The 22,478-nt window shown below is 62.2% G+C and carries 26 protein-coding genes and 2 pseudogenes; 15 read left to right on the top strand and 13 right to left on the bottom strand.

The window, feature by feature from the left end; all coding sequences use genetic code 11:
* Nucleotides 1–14: 14 nt before the first annotated feature.
* From tgt to coaD, 7 genes are read right to left on the bottom strand one after another with little or no spacing between them, the layout of a single operon-like run.
* Nucleotides 15–1,145: a tRNA guanosine(34) transglycosylase Tgt gene (tgt, locus tag M653_RS0120165; RefSeq protein ID WP_027144958.1), complete on the bottom strand. Its 1,131-nt coding sequence runs from the start codon at nt 1,143–1,145 to the stop codon at nt 15–17.
* Entirely contained in the window at nt 1,138–1,407 is a 270-nt protein-coding gene (locus M653_RS0120160; RefSeq protein ID WP_027144957.1) for a hypothetical protein, read from the bottom strand. The genes tgt and M653_RS0120160 overlap by 8 nt, the downstream gene beginning before the upstream one ends.
* The gene (queA, locus tag M653_RS0120155; RefSeq protein ID WP_027144956.1) at nt 1,397–2,485 is read right to left on the bottom strand and encodes a tRNA preQ1(34) S-adenosylmethionine ribosyltransferase-isomerase QueA; all 1,089 of its coding nucleotides are present in this window, start codon (nt 2,483–2,485) and stop codon (nt 1,397–1,399) included. Before queA ends, M653_RS0120160 begins: the two co-directional genes overlap by 11 nt.
* The gene (locus M653_RS0120150; RefSeq protein WP_027144955.1) at nt 2,485–2,934 is read right to left on the bottom strand and encodes a DMT family transporter; all 450 of its coding nucleotides are present in this window, start codon (nt 2,932–2,934) and stop codon (nt 2,485–2,487) included. The genes queA and M653_RS0120150 overlap by 1 nt, the downstream gene beginning before the upstream one ends.
* A gap of 12 nt (nt 2,935–2,946) precedes the next feature.
* Complete coding sequence (locus tag M653_RS0120145; RefSeq protein ID WP_015317720.1) at nt 2,947–3,459, bottom strand: peptidylprolyl isomerase; 513 nt, start codon at nt 3,457–3,459, stop codon at nt 2,947–2,949.
* 26 nt (nt 3,460–3,485) lie between these two features.
* Complete coding sequence (locus M653_RS0120140) at nt 3,486–4,073, bottom strand: peptidylprolyl isomerase (protein ID WP_027144954.1); 588 nt, start codon at nt 4,071–4,073, stop codon at nt 3,486–3,488.
* A gap of 17 nt (nt 4,074–4,090) precedes the next feature.
* Nucleotides 4,091–4,591 carry a pantetheine-phosphate adenylyltransferase gene (gene coaD / locus M653_RS0120135; protein WP_027144953.1) on the bottom strand — a complete coding sequence of 167 codons (501 nt, stop codon included), beginning with the start codon at nt 4,589–4,591 and terminating at the stop codon, nt 4,091–4,093.
* 206 nt (nt 4,592–4,797) lie between these two features.
* Between coaD and M653_RS1000000135845 the strand changes: the two genes are divergently transcribed.
* Nucleotides 4,798–4,950, top strand: a complete 153-nt coding sequence (locus M653_RS1000000135845; protein WP_084636784.1) for a hypothetical protein — start codon at nt 4,798–4,800, stop codon at nt 4,948–4,950.
* A 62-nt stretch (nt 4,951–5,012) separates the two neighbouring features.
* Here M653_RS1000000135845 and gyrA read toward each other — a convergent pair whose 3' ends face one another.
* The gene (gyrA, locus tag M653_RS0120125; protein WP_027144952.1) at nt 5,013–7,814 is read right to left on the bottom strand and encodes a DNA gyrase subunit A; all 2,802 of its coding nucleotides are present in this window, start codon (nt 7,812–7,814) and stop codon (nt 5,013–5,015) included.
* 132 nt (nt 7,815–7,946) lie between these two features.
* Between gyrA and M653_RS0120120 the strand changes: the two are divergent.
* Nucleotides 7,947–8,295 (top strand): annotated as a pseudogene (locus tag M653_RS0120120) (SulP family inorganic anion transporter); the annotation flags it as partial.
* A gap of 42 nt (nt 8,296–8,337) precedes the next feature.
* Here M653_RS0120120 and M653_RS0120115 read toward each other — a convergent pair.
* The gene (locus M653_RS0120115) at nt 8,338–9,168 is read right to left on the bottom strand and encodes an AraC family transcriptional regulator (RefSeq protein ID WP_027144950.1); all 831 of its coding nucleotides are present in this window, start codon (nt 9,166–9,168) and stop codon (nt 8,338–8,340) included.
* An 85-nt stretch (nt 9,169–9,253) separates the two neighbouring features.
* Here M653_RS0120115 and M653_RS0120110 point away from each other — a divergent pair, with 85 nt between their 5' ends.
* From M653_RS0120110 to M653_RS0120100, 3 genes are all read left to right on the top strand, one after another.
* Nucleotides 9,254–9,790, top strand: coding sequence for a hypothetical protein (locus M653_RS0120110; protein WP_027144949.1), 537 nt, complete (start codon nt 9,254–9,256; stop codon nt 9,788–9,790).
* Between the two features lie 165 nt (nt 9,791–9,955).
* Complete coding sequence (locus M653_RS0120105; RefSeq protein ID WP_156938231.1) at nt 9,956–10,405, top strand: hypothetical protein; 450 nt, start codon at nt 9,956–9,958, stop codon at nt 10,403–10,405.
* Nucleotides 10,406–10,521: 116 nt separating this feature from the next.
* Nucleotides 10,522–11,151, top strand: a complete 630-nt coding sequence (locus M653_RS0120100; protein WP_027144947.1) for a MarC family protein — start codon at nt 10,522–10,524, stop codon at nt 11,149–11,151.
* Between the two features lie 17 nt (nt 11,152–11,168).
* Here the strand turns inward: M653_RS0120100 and M653_RS0120095 are convergent, their stop codons facing one another.
* Together M653_RS0120095 and M653_RS0120090 are read right to left on the bottom strand one after the other, a co-directional pair.
* Nucleotides 11,169–11,594 carry an OsmC family protein gene (locus M653_RS0120095; RefSeq protein ID WP_027144946.1) on the bottom strand — a complete coding sequence of 142 codons (426 nt, stop codon included), beginning with the start codon at nt 11,592–11,594 and terminating at the stop codon, nt 11,169–11,171.
* Between the two features lie 131 nt (nt 11,595–11,725).
* Entirely contained in the window at nt 11,726–12,250 is a 525-nt protein-coding gene (locus M653_RS0120090; RefSeq protein ID WP_027144945.1) for a single-stranded DNA-binding protein, read from the bottom strand.
* Nucleotides 12,251–12,477: 227 nt separating this feature from the next.
* Here M653_RS0120090 and M653_RS0120085 point away from each other — a divergent pair, with 227 nt between their 5' ends.
* The 10 genes and pseudogenes from M653_RS0120085 to M653_RS1000000134590 all read left to right on the top strand — a co-directional run bounded on the left by M653_RS0120085 (nt 12,478) and on the right by M653_RS1000000134590 (nt 21,270).
* A complete protein-coding gene (locus M653_RS0120085; RefSeq protein ID WP_027144944.1) occupies nt 12,478–12,792 on the top strand; it encodes a metalloregulator ArsR/SmtB family transcription factor in 315 nt (104 codons plus the stop codon).
* A gap of 14 nt (nt 12,793–12,806) precedes the next feature.
* Nucleotides 12,807–13,274 (top strand): SRPBCC domain-containing protein, encoded by a 468-nt coding sequence (locus M653_RS0120080; protein ID WP_032935673.1) that lies wholly within the window; start codon nt 12,807–12,809, stop codon nt 13,272–13,274.
* A 23-nt stretch (nt 13,275–13,297) separates the two neighbouring features.
* Nucleotides 13,298–13,903 (top strand): ATP-dependent Clp protease proteolytic subunit, encoded by a 606-nt coding sequence (locus M653_RS0120075; RefSeq protein ID WP_027144942.1) that lies wholly within the window; start codon nt 13,298–13,300, stop codon nt 13,901–13,903.
* 88 nt (nt 13,904–13,991) lie between these two features.
* On the top strand, nt 13,992–14,291 hold the full coding sequence (locus M653_RS0120070) for a hypothetical protein (RefSeq protein ID WP_032935671.1): 300 nt from the start codon (nt 13,992–13,994) through the stop codon (nt 14,289–14,291).
* 700 nt (nt 14,292–14,991) lie between these two features.
* Nucleotides 14,992–17,913: an excinuclease ABC subunit UvrA gene (gene uvrA, locus M653_RS0120065; protein WP_027144940.1), complete on the top strand. Its 2,922-nt coding sequence runs from the start codon at nt 14,992–14,994 to the stop codon at nt 17,911–17,913.
* Complete coding sequence (locus tag M653_RS0120060; protein WP_032935669.1) at nt 17,913–18,317, top strand: DUF302 domain-containing protein; 405 nt, start codon at nt 17,913–17,915, stop codon at nt 18,315–18,317. Before uvrA ends, M653_RS0120060 begins: the two co-directional genes overlap by 1 nt.
* The gene (locus M653_RS0120055) at nt 18,314–18,778 is read left to right on the top strand and encodes a GNAT family N-acetyltransferase (RefSeq protein ID WP_027144938.1); all 465 of its coding nucleotides are present in this window, start codon (nt 18,314–18,316) and stop codon (nt 18,776–18,778) included. The genes M653_RS0120060 and M653_RS0120055 overlap by 4 nt, the downstream gene beginning before the upstream one ends.
* A gap of 28 nt (nt 18,779–18,806) precedes the next feature.
* Nucleotides 18,807–19,613: a DUF72 domain-containing protein gene (locus M653_RS0120050; protein ID WP_027144937.1), complete on the top strand. Its 807-nt coding sequence runs from the start codon at nt 18,807–18,809 to the stop codon at nt 19,611–19,613.
* Nucleotides 19,614–19,769: 156 nt separating this feature from the next.
* Nucleotides 19,770–20,003, top strand: a complete 234-nt coding sequence (locus M653_RS0120045; protein WP_027144936.1) for a hypothetical protein — start codon at nt 19,770–19,772, stop codon at nt 20,001–20,003.
* 117 nt (nt 20,004–20,120) lie between these two features.
* Nucleotides 20,121–21,270 (top strand): annotated as a pseudogene (locus M653_RS1000000134590) (GGDEF domain-containing protein).
* 49 nt (nt 21,271–21,319) lie between these two features.
* On the opposite strand, the gene M653_RS1000000135840 reads toward M653_RS1000000134590, so the two are convergent.
* Both M653_RS1000000135840 and urtE read right to left on the bottom strand, forming a co-directional pair.
* Nucleotides 21,320–21,496, bottom strand: a complete 177-nt coding sequence (locus M653_RS1000000135840) for a hypothetical protein (RefSeq protein ID WP_084636783.1) — start codon at nt 21,494–21,496, stop codon at nt 21,320–21,322.
* A 261-nt stretch (nt 21,497–21,757) separates the two neighbouring features.
* Entirely contained in the window at nt 21,758–22,453 is a 696-nt protein-coding gene (gene urtE, locus M653_RS0120030; protein ID WP_027144935.1) for an urea ABC transporter ATP-binding subunit UrtE, read from the bottom strand.
* Between the last annotated feature and the right edge of the window lie 25 nt (nt 22,454–22,478).

Below are 22,478 nucleotides of genomic sequence, written 5' to 3'. Positions count from 1 at the left end.
GCAGCGCCGGGGCGTTACAACGCCGGGATGTCGCCTCTCGCCCAGCCTTCGCTGATCTCGGCGCCGCGTGCCTCGAAGCTGCCCGCCTCGATCGCGGCCCGGATGTCCTGCATCAGCTTCTGGTAGTAGGAAAGGTTGTTCCAGGTCAGCAGCATCGCTCCGAGCGCCTCCTGAGAGCGCACCAGATGGTGCAGATAGGCGCGCGAATAGTCGCGCGCCGCGGGGCAATCGCTCTCGTCGTCGAGCGGGCGCGGATCGTCGGCGTGGCGGGCATTGCGCAGATTGACCTTGCCGCGCCTGGTATAGGCAAGACCATGCCGGCCGGCCCTCGTCGGCATCACGCAGTCGAACATGTCGATGCCACGCGCCACCGATTTCAGGATATCGTCCGGCGTTCCCACGCCCATGAGGTAGCGCGGCTTGTCGTCAGGCAGTTCCGGGCACGTGATGTCGAGCATGTCGAGCATCACTGCTTGCGGCTCGCCGACAGCCAGGCCGCCGACGGCATAACCCTTCAGGTTCATCGCGCTCAGCGCCTGCGCCGAGCGCACCCTGAGCGCCGCGTTGTCGCCACCCTGCACGATGCCGAACATCGCCTTGCCCGGCTGGTCGCCGAACGCCGTCTTGCAGCGATCCGCCCAGCGCAGCGACAATTCCATGGCGCGCTCGATCTCTTTCATCTCGGCGGGCAGCGCCGTGCATTCGTCGAGCTGCATCTGGATGTCGGAATCGAGCAGCCCCTGGATTTCTATCGAGCGCTCTGGTGACATCTCATAAGCCGCGCCATCGATGTGCGAACGGAAGGTGACGCCCTTTTCCGTCAGCTTCCTCAGCTTCGACAGCGACATCACCTGGAATCCGCCGCTGTCGGTCAGGATCGGGTGCGGCCAGCGGGCGAATTCGTGCAGACCGCCGAGCCGCGCCACGCGCTCGGCCCCGGGCCGCAGCATCAGGTGATAGGTGTTGCCAAGGATGATGTCGGCGCCGACGCCGCGCACCTGGTCCATGTACATGGCCTTGACCGTGCCACCGGTGCCGACCGGCATGAAGGCCGGTGTGCGGATTTCGCCGCGCGGCATGTCGATCAAGCCGCGCCGCGCCTTGCCATCGGTCGCCAGCACCTTGAAGGTGAACGTCTCAGCCATTGAATTCCTTGTCGTGGACCGGCGCATCCGGCGCCTGCCTGTCGAGCGATTGGCGATATCGGATGCAGCCGCGCATGAATTTGGGCCAGGGGGGCACAGCGATCGACGGCTCGGTCTTCTCAGGCAGCAGGTCCCACAGATCGGGGTGATGCCAGCACAGATCGTGGCCTGTGGTGTCGCGGTGTGCGCGAATGCCGGCGCGCAGCTTTTTCACTTCCGCGATCAGGCTTTCGCGATCGAGGGTTTGCAGATCATCGTCCATCGCTCATCTCCGCTCGGTAAAGCAGGCTTGCGTCGCCATAGGAGTAGAACCTGTAGCGGTTCGTTATGGCATGCGCATAGGCGGCACGCATCGTGTCGAGGCCGCTGAAGGCCGAAACCAGCATGAACAGCGTCGAGCGCGGCAGATGGAAATTGGTCATCAGCATGTCGGCGGTGCGAAAGTGGTAGCCGGGCGTGATGAAGATGTCGGTCGGGCCTGACCACGGCGCCAGCGTGCCGTCTTCACGCGCCGCGCTCTCGAGCAGGCGCAGCGAAGTCGTACCCACGGCAATGATGCGCCCGCCCCTTGCCTTCGTGGCGTTGAGCGCCTCGGCGGTCGCCGGGCTGACCGAGCCGATCTCGGCATGCATCTTGTGGTCGGCGGTGTCGTCCGCCTTCACAGGAAGGAACGTACCGGCGCCCACATGTAAGGTGACGAAGCGGCGCTCGATGCCCTTGGCGTCCAGCGCCGCAAAAAGCTCCGGCGTGAAATGCAGGCCAGCGGTGGGCGCGGCAACGGCACCTTCTTCCCGGGCATAGATGGTCTGGTAGTCGGAACGGTCGCGCTCGTCGTCATCGCGCTTCGAGGCGATGTAGGGCGGCAGCGGAATGTGGCCGACCGCGTGCAGCGCCTCGTCGAGGAAGGGACCGGATAGATCAAAGCCGAGCAGCGCTTCGCCGCCCTCGCCCTTTTCGATCACCGTGGCATCGAGCTGGCCGAGGAAACAGGAATTGCCGTCATGGCCAAAATGGATGCGGTCGCCGGCGGCGATGCGCTTTCCCGGCCGCATGAACGCCAGCCAACGGTCTGGAGCCATGCGCATGTGCAGCGTGGCCTCGACCTGCGCCACCGCCTCGCCGCGCCGCCTGATCCCTTTCAGCTGCGCTGGAATGACCTTGGTGTCGTTGAAGACCAGCACATCGCCGGTGCGGAGCAAGGACGGCAGATCGCCAACCGTGCGGTCCTCCAGCCCCTTGCCCGGCTCGATGACGAGCATTTTGGCGCTGTCGCGCGGCTCCGCCGGGCGAAGCGCGATGCGCTCCTCCGGCAAGTCGAAATCAAAGAGGTCGACGCGCATCAGTACAGCCGAACGAGCAGCGCTCCGGCCAGCAGAAGCACGGCGCCGGTGATCCGGCCGAGCGAGATTTCGCGCACAGCGACGCCAAGGAAGCCGACGCGGTCGATGAGCATACCGGCGATCAACTGACCGGCCACCAGGAACGCCATCAGGGCGGCCGCACCAATGCGCGGCGTCAGGATAGTTGAAAGCGTGACGTAGAAGCCGCCGAGCATGCCGCCGGCGACGAACAACCAGGGTGCCGGCGCCTTCCAGTCGAGCGAAATCTCTTGCAGCTTCACCACCGTGACGGAGATGATGCCGAGTACGATCGCACCCGACAGGAACGAAAACGCGGCGGCCGCGACCGGGAGACCCAAGCCGCGCGCAAGCTGCGAGTTGATCGGCGCCTGAATGGCAATGAAGGCGCCGGACAGGATGCCGAGAAGCGACCAGACGACGCCCATCATTGTCGTTTCGCCTTACTTGACGTCGGCCGCGACCTTCAGCGACACGATCTTGTCGGGATCCTGCACCGGCTCGCCGCGCTTGATCTTGTCGACATTGTCCATGCCTTCGATGACCTGGCCCCAGACCGTGTACTGGCGGTTGAGGAACGCGGCATCGTCGAAGCAGATGAAGAACTGCGAGTTGGCCGAATTCGGGTTCTGCGAACGGGCCATTGAGCAGGTGCCGCGGCCGTGGTTCGCGTTGGAGAATTCAGCCTTCAGGTCAGGCTTTTCAGAGCCGCCCATGCCGGCGCGCGATGGCGCAAACGAAGGCTTGCTCGAATTGCCGAACTTGACGTCGCCGGTCTGCGCCATGAAGCCTTCGATGACGCGATGGAAGACGACGCCGTCATAGGCGCCTTCGCGGGCCAGTTCCTTGATGCGGGCGACATGGCCGGGGGCCAAATCAGGAAACAGTTCGATGACGACCTTGCCCTTGGTCGTTTCCATGATGAGCGCGTTCTCGCGGTCCTTGATCTCGGCCATGTCAGATATCCTTTTGAAAAATTGAATTATTTGTCGGCGGCGATGCGCACTTTGATCATGCGGTCGGGATCGGTGACCGTGCCATTGTCCGCCTCGTCGCCCTTCTTGATCTTGTCCACCAGCTCCATGCCGCTGACGACATTGCCGACGATTGTGTACTGGCCATCGAGCGGCGGTGCCGGTGCGAACATGATGAAGAACTGCGAATTGGCGGAATTCGGATCCTGCGAACGGGCCATGCCGACCACGCCACGCTTGTAATGCTCGGTCTGCGAGAATTCGGCCGGCAGGTCGGGCAGGTCCGAGCCGCCGGTGCCGACGGCCTGGGCATTGAAACCCTTATTCATGTTGCCGAACTTGACGTCGCCGGTCTGCGCCATGAAGCCGTCGATGACACGATGAAAAGCGACATTGTCATAGGCATGATCGCGCACCAGCTTCTTGATCTGTGCGACATGCTTGGGCGCCAGGTCGGGGCGCAGGGCGACAGTCACGTCGCCATCTTTCAGGGTGATGATCATGGTGTTTTCCGGATCGGCGGCATAGGCGGAAACGGACGCGGTCAAGAGACCGGCGAGCACAACAAAGAATGAGGCGAGCCTTTTGAGCTGCATGGGGATTTTCTCCGGGCTTATTTCGCGAATTTCGCGGTGAGCGCACCGGCCACGGCCGCCGGCACGAAGGGACGGATGTCGCCACCCATCGAGGCTATCTGGCGCACAAGTGTGGCGGTAATGGTGCGCACCGATGGGCTGGCGGGCAGGAAAACCGTCTGCAACTCAGGCGCCATGGTTTCGTTCATGCCGGCCATCTGCATCTCGTAGTCGAGATCGGTGCCGTCGCGCAGACCGCGGATCATGATCGAGGCGCCTTCTCTTCTGGCGGCATCGATCACCAGCCCATCGAAAGCGACCACTTTGATGCGGGCGCCGTCGCGACCGAATTCGGCTTTCGTGGCGGCTTCGATCAACCGCACCCGCTCTTCGAAGGAAAACAGCGGCTTCTTGCCCGGATGAATACCGATCGCGGCATAAACGATGTCGGCAACCGCCAGCGACGCTTTCAGCACATCGAGATGGCCGTTGGTCAGCGGGTCGAAGGAGCCTGCATAAAGGGCGATGCGTTCGGTCATGCGGGAGCTTCTAGCGAGCCTCTCTCACAAAGGCAAATCCGATTGGCAGGTGGCCCGTGAACCTTTTCCGACACATGAACGACAGATGAATACGCTGATCACGCAGCCTTCACGCAGCCTTCACGCAGCGTTCACTAGGTTCCACCCTTAATAAGATGAAACCAAAGTCCCATATATCCGTTTGTAAGGCGCAGGAGAACACGCACATGCTGATCTACATGCTCGCCACCGCGATGACCGTCGCCATGCTGATCGCCACAGTATTCGGGCTGCACCAGGAGGCACAGCGCATCCGCGTCAAGGCAACCACCAAGCGCTTCGAAGGCTTTGGCTCGCGCAAGCCGTATCGTCACTACTAAGTCAGTCCCGACTTGCTGCCACGCCGGCCATCGGCCGGCGTAAGTCAAGCCGGCTCCAGGGACTATTCGGCGCTATCCGGACCGCTATCAGTCGCCGTATCCGACTCCGCGCCACCCTCGACGGCCTCTTCCGTTTCCTCGTCCGATTGCGGCTCCGAAATCCGCTCGACCGAAACCACCTTTTCACCTTCAGCCGTGTTGAAGATGGTCACGCCCTTGGTGGCGCGGCTGGCGAAACGGATGCCGTTGACTGGCACCCGAATGACGGTGCCGCCGTCCGATACCAGCATGATCTGATCGTCGTTGCCGACCGGGAAGGTTGCCACCAACTGGCCGATTTCGGCTGTTTTCGAGACGTCGGTGGCGCGGATGCCCTTGCCGCCACGACCGGTCAGCCGGAAATCGTAGGACGACGAACGCTTGCCGTAACCATATTCGGTCACCGTCAGCACGTACTGCTCGTGCGCCTTGAGGAATTCGTAGCGATCGTCTGGAAGCTCGGTCTCCTCGCCGATCTCCTCATTGGTGAGCGCGATCTCTTCTTCCTCTCCAGCCGTCTCGGCGGCAAGCCGTCGCTCCGACGCCGCCCGCTTGAGGTAAGCGGCGCGTTCCGCCGGTGAAGCATCGACATGCTCTATCACCGACATGGAGATGATGCGGTCGGTCCCGGCCATGGTTATACCGCGCACGCCGACGGAGTTCCGGCTCTGGAAGACGCGCACGTCGCCGACCGAGAAGCGAATGCACTGACCCGAATTCGCCGTCAGAAGCACGTCGTCATTGTCGGTGCAGGTCTCGACGCCGAGGATTTCGTCGCCCTCCTCCTCCAGCTTCATGGCGATCTTGCCGTTGCGGTTGACCTGTACGAAGTCGGACAGTTTGTTGCGGCGCACGGTGCCGCGCGTGGTGGCGAACATCACGTCGAGTTCGCCCCAGCTCGTCTCGTCCTCGGGCAACGGCATGATCGTGGTGATGCGCTCGCCCTGCTCCAGCGGCAGCATATTGATCAGTGCCTTGCCGCGTGATTGAGGGTTGCCGATCGGCAGGCGCCAGACCTTTTCCTTGTAGACGATGCCGCGCGAGGAGAAGAACAGTACCGGCGTGTGGGTGTTGGCGACGAACAGCCGGGTGACGAAATCCTCTTCCTTGGTCGACATGCCGGAGCGGCCCTTGCCACCGCGGCGCTGCGCCCGGTACAGCGAAAGGGGCACGCGCTTGATGTAGCCGGAATGGCTCACCGTCACGACCATGTCCTCGCGCTGGATCAGGTCCTCGTCTTCCATGTCCGCGCCGCCGTCGGTGAGCTCGGTGCGGCGTGGCGTGCCGAACTCGTCGCGCACGGCGGCGAGTTCGTCCTTGACGATCTGCTGGATACGCGCGCGAGACGACAGGATGTCGAGGTAGTCCTTGATCTCGTCGCCGATCGTGTTCAACTCATCGGCGATTTCGTCGCGGCCGAGCGCGGTCAGGCGCTGCAGGCGCAGTTCGAGGATGGCGCGCGCCTGTTCCTCGGACAGATTGTAGGTGCCGTCCTCGTTGATGCGGTGGCGCGGATCGTCGATCAGAAGGATCAGCGATTCAACGTCACCTGAAGGCCAGCGCCGCTCCATCAACTGCTCGCGCGCCGTCTGCGGATCCGGCGCGGTACGTATAAGCTTGATCACTTCATCGATGTTGGCAACGGCGATGGCCAGACCAACCAGCACATGGGCGCGGTCGCGCGCCTTGCGGAGCAGGAACTTTGTCCGCCGGCTGATCACCTCCTCGCGGAAGGTGACGAAGGCCGTCAGCATGTCGGTCAGGTTCAGCAGCTCCGGCTTGCCGCCGTTTAGCGCCACCATGTTGGCGCCGAAGGACGTCTGCAGCGGCGTGAACCGGTAGAGCTGGTTGAGGACAACGTCGGCAACGGCATCGCGCTTGAGCTCGATGACGACGCGATAACCCTGACGGTCGCTTTCGTCGCGGATGTCCGAAATGCCCTCGACGCGCTTGTCGCGCACCAGTTCGGCCATCTTCTCGATCATCGAGGCCTTGTTCACCTGGTAGGGAACCTCGGTGATGATGATCGATTCGCGGTCGTTGCCGCGCTGTTCGATGTTGACCTTGCCGCGCATGACGATGGAGCCGCGGCCGGTGGAATAGGCGCTATAGATGCCGGAGCGGCCAAGCACGATGCCGCCGGTCGGGAAATCGGGGCCTGGAATGATCTCCATCAGCGCCGGCAGGTCGATCGCCGGATTGTCGATCACGGCAATGGCGGCATTGCAGACTTCACCGAGATTGTGCGGTGGGATGTTGGTGGCCATGCCGACGGCAATACCGCCCGAGCCGTTGACCAGCAGATTGGGAAAGCGCGCCGGCAGAACCTTCGGCTCGGTGTCCGAAGCATCATAAGTGTCCTGGAAATCGACGGTGTCCTTGTCGATATCCTCCAGAAGCTCGTGCGCGACCTTGGTCAGGCGCGATTCGGTATAGCGCATCGCCGCCGGCGGATCGCCATCGATCGAGCCGAAATTGCCTTGCCCGTCGATCAGCGGCACGCGCAGCGACCAATCCTGCGCCATGCGCACCAAGGCGTCATAGATCGAGGCATCGCCATGCGGATGGTATTTACCCATCACGTCGGCTACCGGACGCGCCGATTTCACATATTTGCGGTTCCAGTGGTAGCCGCTCTCATGCGCAGCATAGAGAATGCGGCGGTGCACCGGCTTCAGGCCATCGCGCACATCGGGCAACGCACGGCTGACGATCACGCTCATGGCGTAAGAGAGATAAGAACTCTGCATCTCCTCGATGATGGAGATGGGTTCGATGCCGGTAGGCCCGCCGTCGGCGCCGCGCGGTGTCTTTTGGTCGGTCAAATCGTATCACAATCTAATCAGGAATCACTGCCCGCTTATATAGGAAGCACGGCCGAAACTCCAACGTTCACGGCACTTTTCCAGTGTCATTTTCGGTGGTAATTTCAAAAGGATACCGCTAATTGCGACAATATGGCCATTATGCTTTTCGCCGCCACCAAGGCAAAAGCCGGCAATGGACCAACTCCCCAAGCAAAAAGCCGCGATCACCATGAATTGGAGCCTATGGCTGCCTTTCCGGGCGCTGAGCGGCTGGCAGGCCCGGGATATCAATGGTGATCTGATCGCGGGCGTGACACTGGCCGCGACCGCTATTCCCGAAAAGATGGCGACAGCCAGGCTCGGCGGTTTTGCTCCCGAGCTCGGCTTTTTCGTCTTTGTCGCCGGTTCGGTGGCGTTTGCCCTGTTCGGCGCCAATCGCCACCTTTCGGCGGGCGCGGATTCGACGATCACGCCACTGTTTGCCGGCGGCCTCGCCATGCGGGCCGATCATGGACTGATGCCGCGGGTGTGACGCGATTTTTCAGCCGCGGCCCGCGCGCCTGGCGCGATAGCGGCCCGGCGTCTCGCCCATGACGCGCCGAAACCGGCGATTGAACGTCGACAGATCGTTGAAGCCGGCCTCGAAAGCAATTGCCGAGATGGCATCGTTGGACGTGCGCAATCGCACCGCCGCGCGATGCAACCGGGTCCTGAGCAGGTACTGATAGGGCGTCATGCCGGCGACCTGCCGGAAGATGCGCAGGAAATGATAGGGACTGGTCGCGGTCTCATCCGCTAACGCCGGAAGCGAGATCAGCCCGTCGGCATCCAGTTCGATCCGCCGCACCGCCTCGGCAACCCTTTTCTGGTCGCGGCGGCTTGGATTGCACCCGGCATGCGTGTCGCCGGAGAGCGTTGCTACGGCGGCACCCGCGACGCGCAGGGCGAGTTCCTCGAATGCGTCCGTGTCGGCCATGTCGCGCGCGGCTTCCGCCTCGGCCAGCAGCGGCGCCAAGGCCTGTAACGGCGGCAGGCGTGGCGCCGCGAAGCTGAGCGTCCTGGCGCCCGGCACGTCGGCCACGATCCGGTCCATATAGGCCGACCCGAAATGGAAGGAGAGGCAACGGTCGCCATTGCCATGCTCGTGCCCGCATTCGTAGCATGTGCCGGAATTGCCGAGCAGGAGGCTGCCTGGCGCGAGCACTGCCGTGCCTTGCTGCGCGCGGTAGCGGAACGAGCCGCTGGTGACGGCCGCAACGCAGAAATCCCGATGCGCTTCCTCGAATGGCCGATCGCCGGCGCTGGCCGTGCAGATTACATCCGCCACGTGCCAACCGGGTCCGGATGCAAGGGTATCCGCGGTCGCCGTCATGGCCGAAATATAGCAATTTTTCCCAAGCCCAGAACCCTGCCAGCACTTATTCTTGGCGGTCTCCTGACAAGAAGAGGCCGCTGCCATGTTCGACCAATCCTCATTTGCCGAAGCCTTGCACAGTCCCGGACCGATGGAAGGGCTTGCCGAAAAACTGAACCTTTACGGCCGCTTCGTCGGTACCTGGACGTTTGACGCCTCGCGCCATCTCGAGGACGGCACGGTGCTGACCGGACGCGGCGAGGTGCATTTCGGCTGGGTGCTGGAAGGCCGGGCGATCCAGGATGTCTGGATCCTGCCGGCGCGCGAAGCCGGCCCCTCGCCGTCGCTCGGCAAATGGACGTTCTACGGCACGACATTGCGCCTCTATGATCCCACGGAGGACTCTTGGCACATTTTCTGGAGCGACCCGCGCAACCAGTATTACAGCCGCCAGCTCGGCCGCGCCGAGGGCGACACCATCGTACAAGTGGGCGCCGACGGCACCGGGTCATCGGTGCGCTGGAGCTTTTCGCGGATCACGAAGAATTCCTTCCGATGGCTTGGCGAGCGCTCGCACGACAAGGGTGCGACATGGCGGCTGGAAGTCGAGTTCCTGGCACGGCGGACGGCGACAAGATGAGGCTGTAATACATTGTAAGAATGGAGGAAAACATGTCTCATCATGTCTCGATCGGTTCCGCGACACCCAATGTGCCAGATGCGAAAGGGCCTCGTGACTATGGCATTTTCTTCGTTTCTCACTGCTCTCGTATCCGAAGCTCCCACAGCCGACCGAGCGAAAGACATGGACCTCTATGGATGGCTGATCGGAAGCTGGGAAATGGACACGGTCCGCCACCTTGACGACGGCACAATCCAGAAATGGACCGGAGAATGCCATTTCGGCTGGGTGCTCGAAGGCCGCGCGATTCAGGACATCTGGATCAGGCCCAGGCGCCCTGCGCGGCCCACTATGTATGGCACGACTTTGCGCATCTTCGATCCTGGGATCGGTGGCTGGCACATCATCTGGAATGATCCGCTCAACCAAGATTACTCGCGCCAGATCGGGCGGGCCGAGGGTAAGGACATTGTCCAGATCGGCGATGACTCGCGCGGTCTACAAACTCGATGGCGTTTCACCGGGATCACTGCCAACAGCTTCCATTGGATCGGCGAGGAAAGACCTTCCGAGAGCGACCCTTGGCAAATCACCTATGAACATTTAGCCCACCGGACAAAGCGCGTCGCCTGAATCCGTTTCGACGCGCGCCATACCGCATCGAAGTCTACGCCCCTCCGACAGTTCCCACCGACCGGGCTTTGCTCTACCAATGCGGGTACGGGCCCGGCCCGGTGGGAGGGTCAGCGATGCCGAGTTTCGACAGCCTGTTCAATGCCTTCGTCACCATTCTCGTGACCATCGATCCGCCCGGCCTGACGCCTCTGTTCCTGGCCGTCACACGCGGCATGAATCGCGAGGAGCGCAGCCAAGTTTCCGTCCGCGCCTCGATCATCGGTTTTCTGGTGATGGCGCTGTTTGCGCTGGCCGGCGCCTCTATCCTGTCGGTGTTCGGCATCACCCTGCCGGCGTTCCGCGTCGCCGGCGGGTTCCTGCTGTTCTTCATCGCCTTCGAAATGGTCTTCGAGCGCCGGCAGGACCGTAAGGAGAAGATCGGCGACGTCGCCATCACCAAGGACATGATCCACAACATCGCCGCCTTCCCGCTGGCGATCCCACTGATCGCCGGGCCTGGCGCGATTTCAGCGACGGTGCTGCTCTCCGGCTCGTTTCAGGGCTTTGCCGCGCAGGCGGCCCTGGTCGGCATCATTTTCGTCTGCCTCGTCATAACCTATCTGGTGTTCGTGCTGTCGGAACGCATCGACCGCATCCTCGGCCAGACCGGCCGCTCGATCCTGACCCGCCTGCTCGGCGTCATCCTGGCGGCCCTGGCCGTGCAGTTCGTGGCAGATGGCATCAAGGCGCTGATGACCGGTTGAGCGGTATACCGCTCAACCTACTTCGCCGCTGTATCGACGATCTCGAAATCATGCGTAAGCGTGGCCGTCTTGGCCATCATGGCGGAAGCCGAGCAATATTTGTCGATCGAAAGATCGATCGCGCGCTTGACCTTGTCGCGCGACAGCGCACGGCCCTTGACGATGAAATGCATATCGATGCGGGTAAACACTTTCGGGTCGGTCTCGGCCCGGTCGGCGTCAAGTTCGACTACGCAGTCCTCGACCGCCTCGCGGCCTTTTTCGAGGATATGGACGACATCATAGGCCCAGCAGCCGCCGGTGCCGATCAGCACCAGCTCCATCGGGCTCGGTCCCGGCGTCTTGCCTTCCGGACTGGACGCCGTGCCCAGCACGACCTTGTGGCCGCTGCCGGATTCGCCGACAAAGGTGCGCTCCTCGACCCATTTGACCCGTGCCTTCATCGCTCCGTCCTTTCAGTCGTCGATCGCGCCGACTGTCGGCTCAAAATCAACAATGCAAAACCCCGAAAGTCCGTGCAGGACCCTCGGGGCATCTCAAGCAACAAGCATTCGCCGTTTGGTATGGCTTCCGATCAGAACGGGATCTCGTCGTCCAGCTCGCGCGACGAGCCACCGCCACCGCCCCCTTTGGAACCGCCACCGCCGCCACGGCTAAAACCTTCGTTCGGGCTCGACTGGCCGAAATCGGAACCACGGCTGCTGCCGCCACCGCTGTAGCCGCCGACCTGACCACCCTCACCCTGGCCGCGCGCGTCGAGCATCTGCAGTTCGCCACGGAATTTCTGCAGCACGACTTCGGTCGTGTATTTGTCGGCACCGGTCTGGTCCTGCCATTTGCGCGTCTGCAACTGGCCCTCGACATAAACCTTCATGCCCTTCTTCAGATATTGCTCGGCCACCTTGGCAATGCCCTCATTGAAGATGACGACATTGTGCCACTCGGTCTTTTCCTTGCGCTCGCCGGAATTCTTGTCGCGCCAGCTTTCCGAGGTGGCGATGCGGATGTTGACGACCGGCTCGCCCGAATTCAGGCGACGGATTTCAGGGTCCGCGCCGAGATTGCCGACCAGAATGACCTTATTGACGCTACCCGCCATGACACTTCTCCGCGCTCATCCGAAACCAAATTTTTGTCGCTGCACCTTACAGGCTACCGACGTCGGCCGCCTGCCAAGGCTGGCTTTTCCCACAAGGTTTTTGTTCCCTTTTCGTTCCTATATGCACCGCCGCTGATTGTCAAGGAATGGCAGCAATGCCCGAACGAAACATATGGGTCTCAAAACAGCGCTTGCCAAATTGATAAGTATCGACTTATGTTTTTGTCATGATCGAAGCAGAGATTTTCCGCGCCCTGGCCGACCCGACGCGCCGCGCCGTCTTCGAGCGTCTCGCGGCGAGCGAGATGAGCGTGTCGGAACTGCGCAGCGGCCTCACGGTGTCGCAGCCGGCCGTGTCCCAGCATCTGGCGGTGTTGCGCGGCGCTGGCCTGGTGGTCGAGCGGCGGGCCGGCCGCAACGCCTATTATCGCGCCGATCCGCGGGGACTTGCTCCGCTGCTCTCCTGGATTGAACGCTATCGGACGTTCTGGCCGGAACGCATCGAAAGACTGAAGGCCGTTTTGAAGGACATGGACCAATGAAAAACGGTGGATCAATGAAAGACGCAAATCACCTCGAGCTCGCTCCAGATGCGCTCGAATTCGAATACGACCTTGCCGAGCCGCCGGAAAAGGTTTGGCGGGCGCTGACCGTGCCGGAATTGCTCGCCGCCTGGATGATGCCGAACGACATCAGGCCGCGGACCGGCAGCCGCTTTGCCTTCGCCGGGCCTGAGGCGCCGATCGAATGCGAGATCCTCGACGCGGAGCCCGAGCGCCTGCTGCGCTATTCCTGGCGGGAGCAGTCCGACGATGCGGCGCACCCGCTCGACAGCACCGTCACCTTCACACTCGCCCGTACCGTTTCCGGCGGCACGCATCTGCGCATCGTCCATGACGGCTTTGCCCGCAAGGCGATGCCCGCTGTTGCGATGGCGGGGGCCGGCTGCCGGCTTTCGCTGCGCGGGGCCAGAACGCCTATCGCCGCGAACACACCACGCCTTCTGCTGCCGCGCGCGGCCTGAACACGGAAAATCGGAGAAGAGAAATGAGTGGTGTTGCCAGCCTTGTGCCGATGGTGATCGAACAATCGAGCCGCGGCGAACGTGCCTTCGACATTTTTTCGCGACTGCTGCGCGAGCGCATCGTCTTCATCAACGGCGAGATCAACGACGACGTCTCGGCGCTGGTCTGCGCGCAACTTTTGTCGCTGGAATCGGACAATCCCGAGAAGGAGATCTCGCTCTACATCAACTCGCCTGGTGGCATGGTGACCAGCGGCTTCGCCATCTACGACACGATGCAATATATCAGCTGCCCGGTCTCGACCGTGTGCATGGGCTTTGCCGCATCGATGGGATCGTTCCTGCTGATGGCAGGCACGGCCGGGCGCCGCATCGCGCTGCCGAACGCCACCATCCTGCTGCATCAGCCGCTGGGCGGTTTCCAGGGCCAGGCTTCCGACATCCAGCGGCACGCCGAACGCATCGGCCAGACCAAACGCCATATGACCGAACTCTACGCCCAGCATTGTGGCCGCAGCTATGAAGAGGTCGAACGCACGCTCGACCGCGACCATTTCATGACGGCCCGCGAGGCCCAGGCATGGGGCATTGTCGACCATGTTTTCGACACCCGTAAGAAAGCGGCGTGAGGCAGAGTCCAGATCAAATCCTGCTAGGTGTCGAAGATTTGACGATATCGGTCTGGTTCCGGTGGCGGCAGGTCCCTATAAAAGGGGGATGACCGACACTCATCGATCCAGAACATCGCACCGTGTCACCGGCGCCATGGTGCTCGCCATCGTCGGCCTTGCGTCCAGTTCGGCACTTGCCGACGACGCTTCATCGTCAGCGCAAAAAAGCGCCCTGCCCGGCGTAACCGGCGACTATCGCATCGCCAAGCCGGCCCCGGTGCCCGAACCCGACGACGCGTTCCCCAGCAGCGGCAACGGGCAGTTCAAGATCGGCAATACGGATGTCAGGATTTCCGGCAGCATCACGGTCGATGTCGGAGTTGGCGGGATCAAGCCGCCCAGATAGGCAGGGGTCGGGGCCTGCGAACTCAAGCCTCGCCCAAAAAAACAGCCCCGCCGTGCCTTGGGCAAGCGGACGGGGCTTTTTTTGGATTTTTAATCCATGCTTGCCGGGAGTGTACTGCCGGCGTTTGATTTCGGATGCTTCGCGGCATTCAGCCGACGATCCGACCAATAGTCTCTGATTTTGAGAGATACGGCAGGTCACGGTTTGTCGGGTGGCGCAAACGCCTGCCTCTGGCACTTATGCCTGCCGCGGCTCCAGTGATAACTGAAGCCCTGGGGGACTATCCGGTGGCGTCATGCTCCGCTCCTGTGTCCATTGCGACATCGTCGTGGCGAAGCGCAAATCGCAAATGCCTGCGGCGTCTCGCAGGCCGCCTTGGGGCGGCGAGGCCATCGAAAGACGGCCGGCTTCGCTGACTTGCGAAGACTGCTCCCGTGAGTTGGCCGCGTCAACCATCAATAGCCGGTTACGGAAAAATGTGATCACCGGGAGGTTACGTCCAGGTCAGTTTCCGCACAGTTTTGTCAGGAGCATGTTCGGCCTTTGTTCTTTCCGCTTGCCCCTTCGCGCGAAAGACGGTTAAACGACTTCTGTCGGGAGTTGTGGCGTCTCTCGACGTGGCGGCAAAAAGACCTACATAGGGGATGGCTGGGAAAACCCGCCAATCCCACGAATTCCAGATCTGAGGCGGCGACCGGCGATGGCCGACCATAAATTCCTTTCCATTCGCGGGGCGCGCGAACACAATCTGAAGAACGTCGATCTCGACCTGCCGCGTGACAGCCTGATCGTCATGACCGGCCTGTCGGGCTCCGGCAAATCGTCGCTGGCCTTCGACACCATCTATGCCGAAGGCCAGCGCCGCTATGTCGAGAGCCTCTCGGCCTATGCACGGCAATTCCTCGAAATGATGCAGAAGCCCGACGTCGACCAGATCGACGGCCTGTCGCCGGCCATTTCCATCGAGCAGAAGACCACGTCGAAGAACCCGCGCTCGACGGTCGGCACCGTCACCGAAATCTACGACTATATGCGGCTTCTGTTTGCCCGTGTCGGCGTGCCCTATTCGCCGGCCACCGGCCTGCCGATCGAGAGCCAGACGGTCAGCCAGATGGTCGACCGGGTACTGGCGGTCGAGGAAGGCACGCGCCTGTTCCTGCTGGCGCCCATCGTGCGCGGCCGCAAGGGCGAGTACCGCAAGGAACTGCTGGAGTTGCAGAAGAAAGGGTTCCAGCGCGTCAAGGTCGACGGCGTCTTCTATGAAATCGCCGACGTTCCAGCGCTGGACAAGAAATACAAGCACGACATCGACGTTGTCGTCGACCGCATCGTCGTGCGCGGCGACCTTGCCACGCGTCTCGCCGACTCCATCGAGACGGCGCTGAAGCTGGCCGAAGGGCTGGCGGTGGCCGAGTTCGCCGACAAGCCGCTCGACGCCAGCCAGACTGGCGAGGATTCGGTCAACAAGTCGAAGAACGAGACGCATGAGCGCATCCTGTTCTCGGAAAAGTTCGCTTGCCCGGTGTCCGGCTTCACCATTCCGGAAATCGAGCCCAGGCTGTTCTCCTTCAACAACCCGTTCGGCGCTTGCCCGACCTGTGACGGTCTCGGCAGCCAGCGCGCCATCGACCCCAACCTCGTGGTGCCCGACGAGAACGTGTCGCTGCGCGACGGCGCCGTCAGCCCATGGGCGAAATCGACCTCGCCCTATTACTCGCAGACGCTCGAGGCGTTGGGCAAGGCGTACGACTTCAAGCTCGGCGACAAGTTCAAGGATCTTTCCGCGCAAGCGCAGGAGGCGATCCTGCGCGGCACCGGCGAGCGAGAGATCACCTTCCAGTATGATGACGGCCTGCGCTCCTACAAGACCACTAAGACCTTCGAAGGCGTCATCCCCAATCTCGAGCGGCGTTGGAAAGAGACCGAATCGGCCTGGATGCGCGAAGAAATCGAGCGCTTCATGTCGGCGACGCCCTGCCCGGTCTGCAAGGGCTACCGGCTGAAGCCGGAAGCGTTGGCGGTGAAGATTGCGGGCAAGCATATTGGCGAGGTCACGGAACAGTCGATCCGCAACGCCGACAAGTGGTTCACCGACCTGCCGGCGCAGCTCAACGACAAGCAGAACGAGATCGCTGTCCGCGTCTTGAAGGAAATCCGCGAACGCCTGCGCTTCCTCAACGATGTCGGGCTCGATTATCTCACTTTGTCGCGCAATTCCGGCACGCTGTCGGGCGGCGAAAGCCAACGCATCCGGCTGGCCTCGCAGATCGGCTCTGGGCTGACCGGCGTGCTCTATGTGCTGGACGAGCCGTCGATCGGCCTGCACCAGCGCGACAACACGCGCCTGCTCGACACGCTCAAGCATCTGCGCGACATCGGCAACACGGTGATCGTCGTCGAGCATGACGAGGACGCCATCCTGCATGCCGACTATGTCGTCGATATGGGCCCCGCCGCTGGCATCCATGGCGGCGAGATCATCGCCCAGGGCACGCCGCAGCAGGTGATGGCCAATCCCAATTCGATCACCGGCAAATATCTGTCGGGCGCACTTGAAGTGGCAACGCCTGGCGTGCGCCGCGAAGCCAAGAAGAACCGGCGGCTGAAGATCGTCGGCGCGCGCGGCAACAATCTGAAGAACGTCACCGCCGAGATCCCGCTCGGCACCTTCACCGCCGTCACCGGCGTGTCGGGTGGCGGCAAGTCGACCTTCCTGATCGAGACGCTGTTCAAGGCGGCCTCGCGTCGTATCATGGGCTCGCGCGAGCATCCGGCCGAGCACGACCGCATCGAGGGGCTGGAATTCCTCGACAAGGTCATCGACATCGACCAGTCGCCGATTGGGCGGACCCCGCGTTCGAACCCCGCCACCTACACCGGCGCCTTCACGCCGATCCGTGACTGGTTCGCGGGTCTTCCCGAAGCGAAGGCGCGCGGCTATCAGCCGGGCCGTTTCTCCTTCAACGTCAAGGGCGGCCGCTGCGAGGCCTGCCAGGGCGACGGCGTCATCAAGATCGAGATGCATTTTTTGCCCGACGTCTACGTCACCTGCGACGTCTGCCACGGCAAGCGCTACAACAGAGAGACGCTCGACGTCCTGTTCAAGGGCAAGTCGATCGCCGACGTGCTCGACATGACGGTCGAGGAAGGCGTCGACTTCTTCGCCGCCGTGCCTGGCGTGCGCGACAAGCTGGAGACGCTGAAGCAGGTCGGGCTGGGCTACATCCACATCGGCCAGCAGGCGACGACGCTGTCCGGCGGCGAGGCGCAGCGCATCAAGCTGGCCAAGGAACTGTCGCGCAAGGCAACCGGCAAGACGCTCTACATCCTCGATGAGCCGACCACCGGCCTGCACTTCCACGACGTCGCCAAATTGTTGGAAGTGCTGCACGAACTGGTCGACCAGGGCAACACCGTGGTCGTCATCGAGCACAATCTCGAAGTGATAAAAACCGCCGACTGGGTGCTCGACCTCGGGCCCGAAGGCGGTGATGGCGGCGGCGAACTGGTCGCCTCCGGCACTCCGGAAGCCATCGTGCGCGAGAAGCGCAGCTACACCGGCCAGTTCCTCAAGGAGCTTCTGGAGCGGCGCCCTGGAGGCAAGCGCGAAGCGGCGGAGTGATGACAGAGGATGGTCTCATCACGGTCCAGAGCCGCTTTGGCGTGACCGAAACCATCGACCGCCTGGCTGAGGTGGTCAAGCGCGCGGGACTGCTTGTATTCGCGCGCATCGATCACCGGGCCGGCGCGCGCGATGTCGGCACCGCGCTGCGGCCGACGGAGCTTCTGATTTTCGGCAACCCGAAGGGCGGCACACCGCTGATGCAGGACCAACAGCTTGCCGGCATCGACCTGCCGGTGAAGGCGCTGGCCTGGGAGGACGAGCATGGCAAGGTCTGGCTTTCCTACAATGACGCCCATTGGATCGCCGAACGCCACGATCTCCGTGACGCCAGCCGTAATGCCGTCGCCGCAATTGCCGTGGAAAAGGTGATAGCGGCCGCTGCCGGAATGGATCAATCATGAGGCTCGCTGGCCCAGAAGATCTCGCCGCGATCGTGGCGCTGACGCAAGCGGCCTATGCTCCCCACAACGCCATACTCGACGCGCCACCGATCCCCGTTACCGAGGATTATGCGCCGCGTATCGAGCGCGGCGAGGTCTGGCTACTTGAGAGCGGCAATGATCCCGCCGGGCTTATTGTCCTTGAACGACACGAAGACCACGCCATGATCTTCAGCGTCGCCGTCTCCCCTGCTTTTCAGGGCCAAAAACTCGGCATAGCACTGCTCAATCACGCGGATGAACAGGCGCGTCTGTGGGGTTTGCCGGAGGTGCGGCTCTACACCAACGCCAAGATGGAACTGAACATCGCGCTCTACGCCGCCTATGGCTACCGTGAAACGGGTCGCCGGCCCAATCCCTATCGGCCAGGGTGGATACTGGTCGACATGGCCAAACCTATCGACAGGCCCACCACGGTCTGATCGCTTTTAGAAATCGGGGAGGACGACAATGAGCACATCGGGAACAATCCGCGCCGGCATGGGCGGCTGGACCTTCGAGCCCTGGGACACGTCCTTCTATCCCGAAAAACTGTCGAAGGCGAAGCAACTGCAATATGCCACCCGGCAGGTGCCGAGCATCGAGGTCAACGGCACCTATTATTCGAGCTTCAAGGAGCCGACCTTCGTCAAATGGGCCAACGAGGCGCCGGACGGTTTCGTCTATTCGCTTAAAGGCAACCGCTTCGTCACCAATAGGCGCGTTCTCGGCGAAGCCGGTGAATCGATGATGCGTTTCCTGGGTTCCGGTGTTGCAGCACTCGGCGACAAGCTCGGGCCGATCCTGTGGCAGTTCGCGCCGACCAAGAAGTTCGATCCGGACGATTTCGAAGCGTTTCTGAAGCTGCTGCCGGAAAAGCAGGACGGCGTCGCGCTGCGCCACGCGCTCGAAGTCCGCAACGACAGCTTCATCGTGCCGGAATTCGCCGCGCTCGCGCGCAAATACAAGGCAGCGATCGTCTATGCCGACCATGCCAAATATCCTGACATCGCCGATATCACCGGCGATTTCGTCTATGCGCGGCTGCAGACCGGCAGCGACGACAATCCCGATTGCTACACGCCAAAGGGCCTCGACGAATGGGCAGCGCGGGCAAAGATTTGGGCGGAAGGCAAGCAGCCGGCCGATCTGCGGCGCGCCGACCCCACCACCGACGCCCCGGTTCAGCCGCGCGACGTGTTCGTCTACTTTATCACCGAGGGCAAGGTGCGTGCGCCGTTCGGGGCGATGGCGCTGATGAGGCGTGTGGCCGACTAAAATAGCAAGCTTGCACCGCGGCCATGTCTTTTGTCGAGGCTTCGAGGTCGGGTGTTGCTGCGTGTTCGGAACCCGCGGGGCATCTTGACCGTTTTGCCTATCTAGCCGAGAGCCTGCTTCCATGGCGTCCGGGGCGTTGGGCGAAAGCGAGGAGAGATGGCTATCATCCTCATCGGAGCGTTGCTGACCGTAGCCGGCCTTGTGTATATGGCGGGCGCAGCCATCAGGCGCGGCCAGTTGAGCGGCGGCTCGGCGCCTGCGGGCTCGACAGGTCCGACGCTTGAGCCACCCCGGCGTGGCCTTCGTTTCCTAGGCCTCTCGCAAGATTGGCCGGGCTTGCTGATGATGGGGGTCGGCATCCTCATGCTGTTGTCGGTGGCAATCCTCTGACACGGAGAAATCCTGGCATTCTCGGCCCGTCGTAACCTTATTGACACTTCCTTGCCGCATGAATGCGCCGACGCCAGGCCGCAGAGCTGGAACCGCCGCCGGCAGGGAAAGAGGGGCATGTCGCTCGACTACACTTCGCTTCTGCTGGCCGTCGGGTTCTCCGCCGCTTGCCTCAGCCTGACATTGTTCGGCATGTGGCTGACCGCCCGCTCGGAAAAATTCCTGCTGACATGGGCGATCAGCCTGGTGTTCGTGGTCGGCGATATTTTCATCTATGACGCCTATATCGACATGCCCGAGCGTCTGCTCGGCATCGCCACTTCAGCGTTCCTGCTGATCGGCTTTTCGGCAATGCTGGGTGCCGCCTATCAGTTCCGAACCGGCGGCTCGCCGTTGCCGCGGGCGCTGTGGGGTTGCGTTTCGTTGGCGATTGCGTTGCCTCCCATGGCTTTGGGCTATGATGGCCTCGGCTTCATGTTCGAGAACATGTTCGCCGCCTTGCTGCTGTTCGCCACGGCATTCGAATATTGGCGAGGCCGCGATGAGGCACCCGCCCTGACGATCGGCATCACCGCGCTCTATTCGGCCACGGCCACATCCTTCGCGCTCTGCGCCATGGTTCTTGCCTGGGATGGCAAACTGGTTCTGGGACACGCACCACCAAGCAACTGGGCCGAGGAACTCAGCCTCATCGTGGTTATCGCCAGCATGACAGGTATCGGCGCGCTTTCGCTTGCCCTTAACCAGGGGCGCCTGGCGAGGTACCACCACCGCAACGCCCTGACGGATCCCTTGACCGGCCTGCTCAACCGGCGCGCTCTGTTCGACATGCACGGCGACGTCCCGGTCGGTGCCTTTACCGCGGTGGTCGTCTTCGACCTCGACAACTTCAAGGCCATCAACGACGAATTCGGTCACGCGGCAGGCGATGAGGTGCTGAGGGTGTTCGCCAGGGAACTCGCCGGCAATCTTCGCCGGACCGACGTCGCCGCGCGCATGGGCGGCGAAGAATTCGCACTGGTGCTGAAACGCACTCTGCCGGAAACGGTCGAGCAATCGGCAGAGCGAATCCGGGCCGTTCGCGACGCGGCTGATAGAAACCGAAAGCGGTTCGCTCACCTGCACGGTCAGCGCCGGGTTTGCCTTTGGCAGCAAGGAAGGGCTCAGCTTCGACAAGGTGCTCAACGCCGCCGACAAGGCGCTCTACGATGCCAAGCGCGGAGGCCGCAACCGCGTGACCGCCTCTCCCTTCCGACGCGTGAGCTGATCACGCGTATCATGGCGAGGCTGTGATTGTTGGATAGCGAAGGCTGCCCTTAGGCCGCCATGACGATTTCGTTGAAGGCATCGAGGTCGACATAGAAGACCTTGGTGATCTCCTCGATCAGATCGTCGTAATCGCAGCCTTGTGACCTCAGGATGTTGATGGCGGCGATGATGTCGACGCGTTCGGTAAGCCGCCGCTTCTGGTAGTCCTCGACGTAACGTTCCATGGCTGCCCCTTAGCCTGTGTGCCCAAACGCGTTTGAACGACAATCAGATCGGGAAGCTAGGAAGCCTTGCTTGTGTGGAACTTGCAGAACCTTCGCCGCGCCTCGATCTGCGATAACCAGACTGATACGGAAGCGGCCGACTCACAAAGCCTGGAAAAGATTAGCATGCGATATTGCGTGTGCCAGAGACGCAGATGATGGACGGAAGAAATATTGGACTTGCCAAGGACTTCAAATCTCAAATGAAGTTCAGCGCCGATTCTAGACCGTAAGGAATTTGCGAACATCAGCCCGGTCCAAATCTTCCGCTGGGCCGGCATGGACGATCTGGCCGCGGTCCATGATGTTGACCTCGTCGGCGAGTTCTCGGCAGAAGTCCAGATACTGTTCGACCAGAAGCACCGCGATGCCTGCCTGGTCGCGCAGGTAGCGTATGGCGCGGCCGATATCCTTGATGACAGAGGGCTGGATGCCTTCGGTCGGCTCGTCGAGGACTAGCAGCTTCGGCCGCATCACCAGCGCCCTGCCGATGGCCAACTGCTGCTGTTGACCGCCGGAAAGATCGCCACCACGACGACCAAGCATCTGCTTCAGCACCGGAAACAGTTCGAAGACGTGCGCCGGCACGTTGCGGTCGGCGCGCCTCAAGGGCGCGAAACCGGATTCGAGATTTTCCCGCACGCTGAGCAGCGGAAAGATCTCCCTGCCCTGCGGCACGAATGCGATGCCCGACCGGGCGCGGTCATACGCCGCGCTCCGGTCGAGCGCCTTCCCCTCGAAGGCAACACTTCCGCTCGTCAGCCGGTGATGGCCGACGATCGATCTCATCAAACTTGTCTTGCCGACGCCGTTGCGGCCGAGCACGCAGGTGATCTTACCCGCACCCGCCTTCATCGACACGCCGCGCAGCGCCTGGGCGGCGCCGTAATGGAGCGTGGCATTGGAAACCTCGAGCATGTCAGCGCCTTCTCCAGAAGCGAAG

Origin of the sequence: Mesorhizobium sp. WSM3626, assembly GCF_000513935.1 — a bacterium.
Classification (GTDB): Bacteria; Pseudomonadota; Alphaproteobacteria; order Rhizobiales; family Rhizobiaceae; genus Mesorhizobium; species Mesorhizobium salmacidum.
Note: the sequence above shows the minus strand (reverse complement) of the source record. Positions and strands in the feature narration are given on the sequence as shown.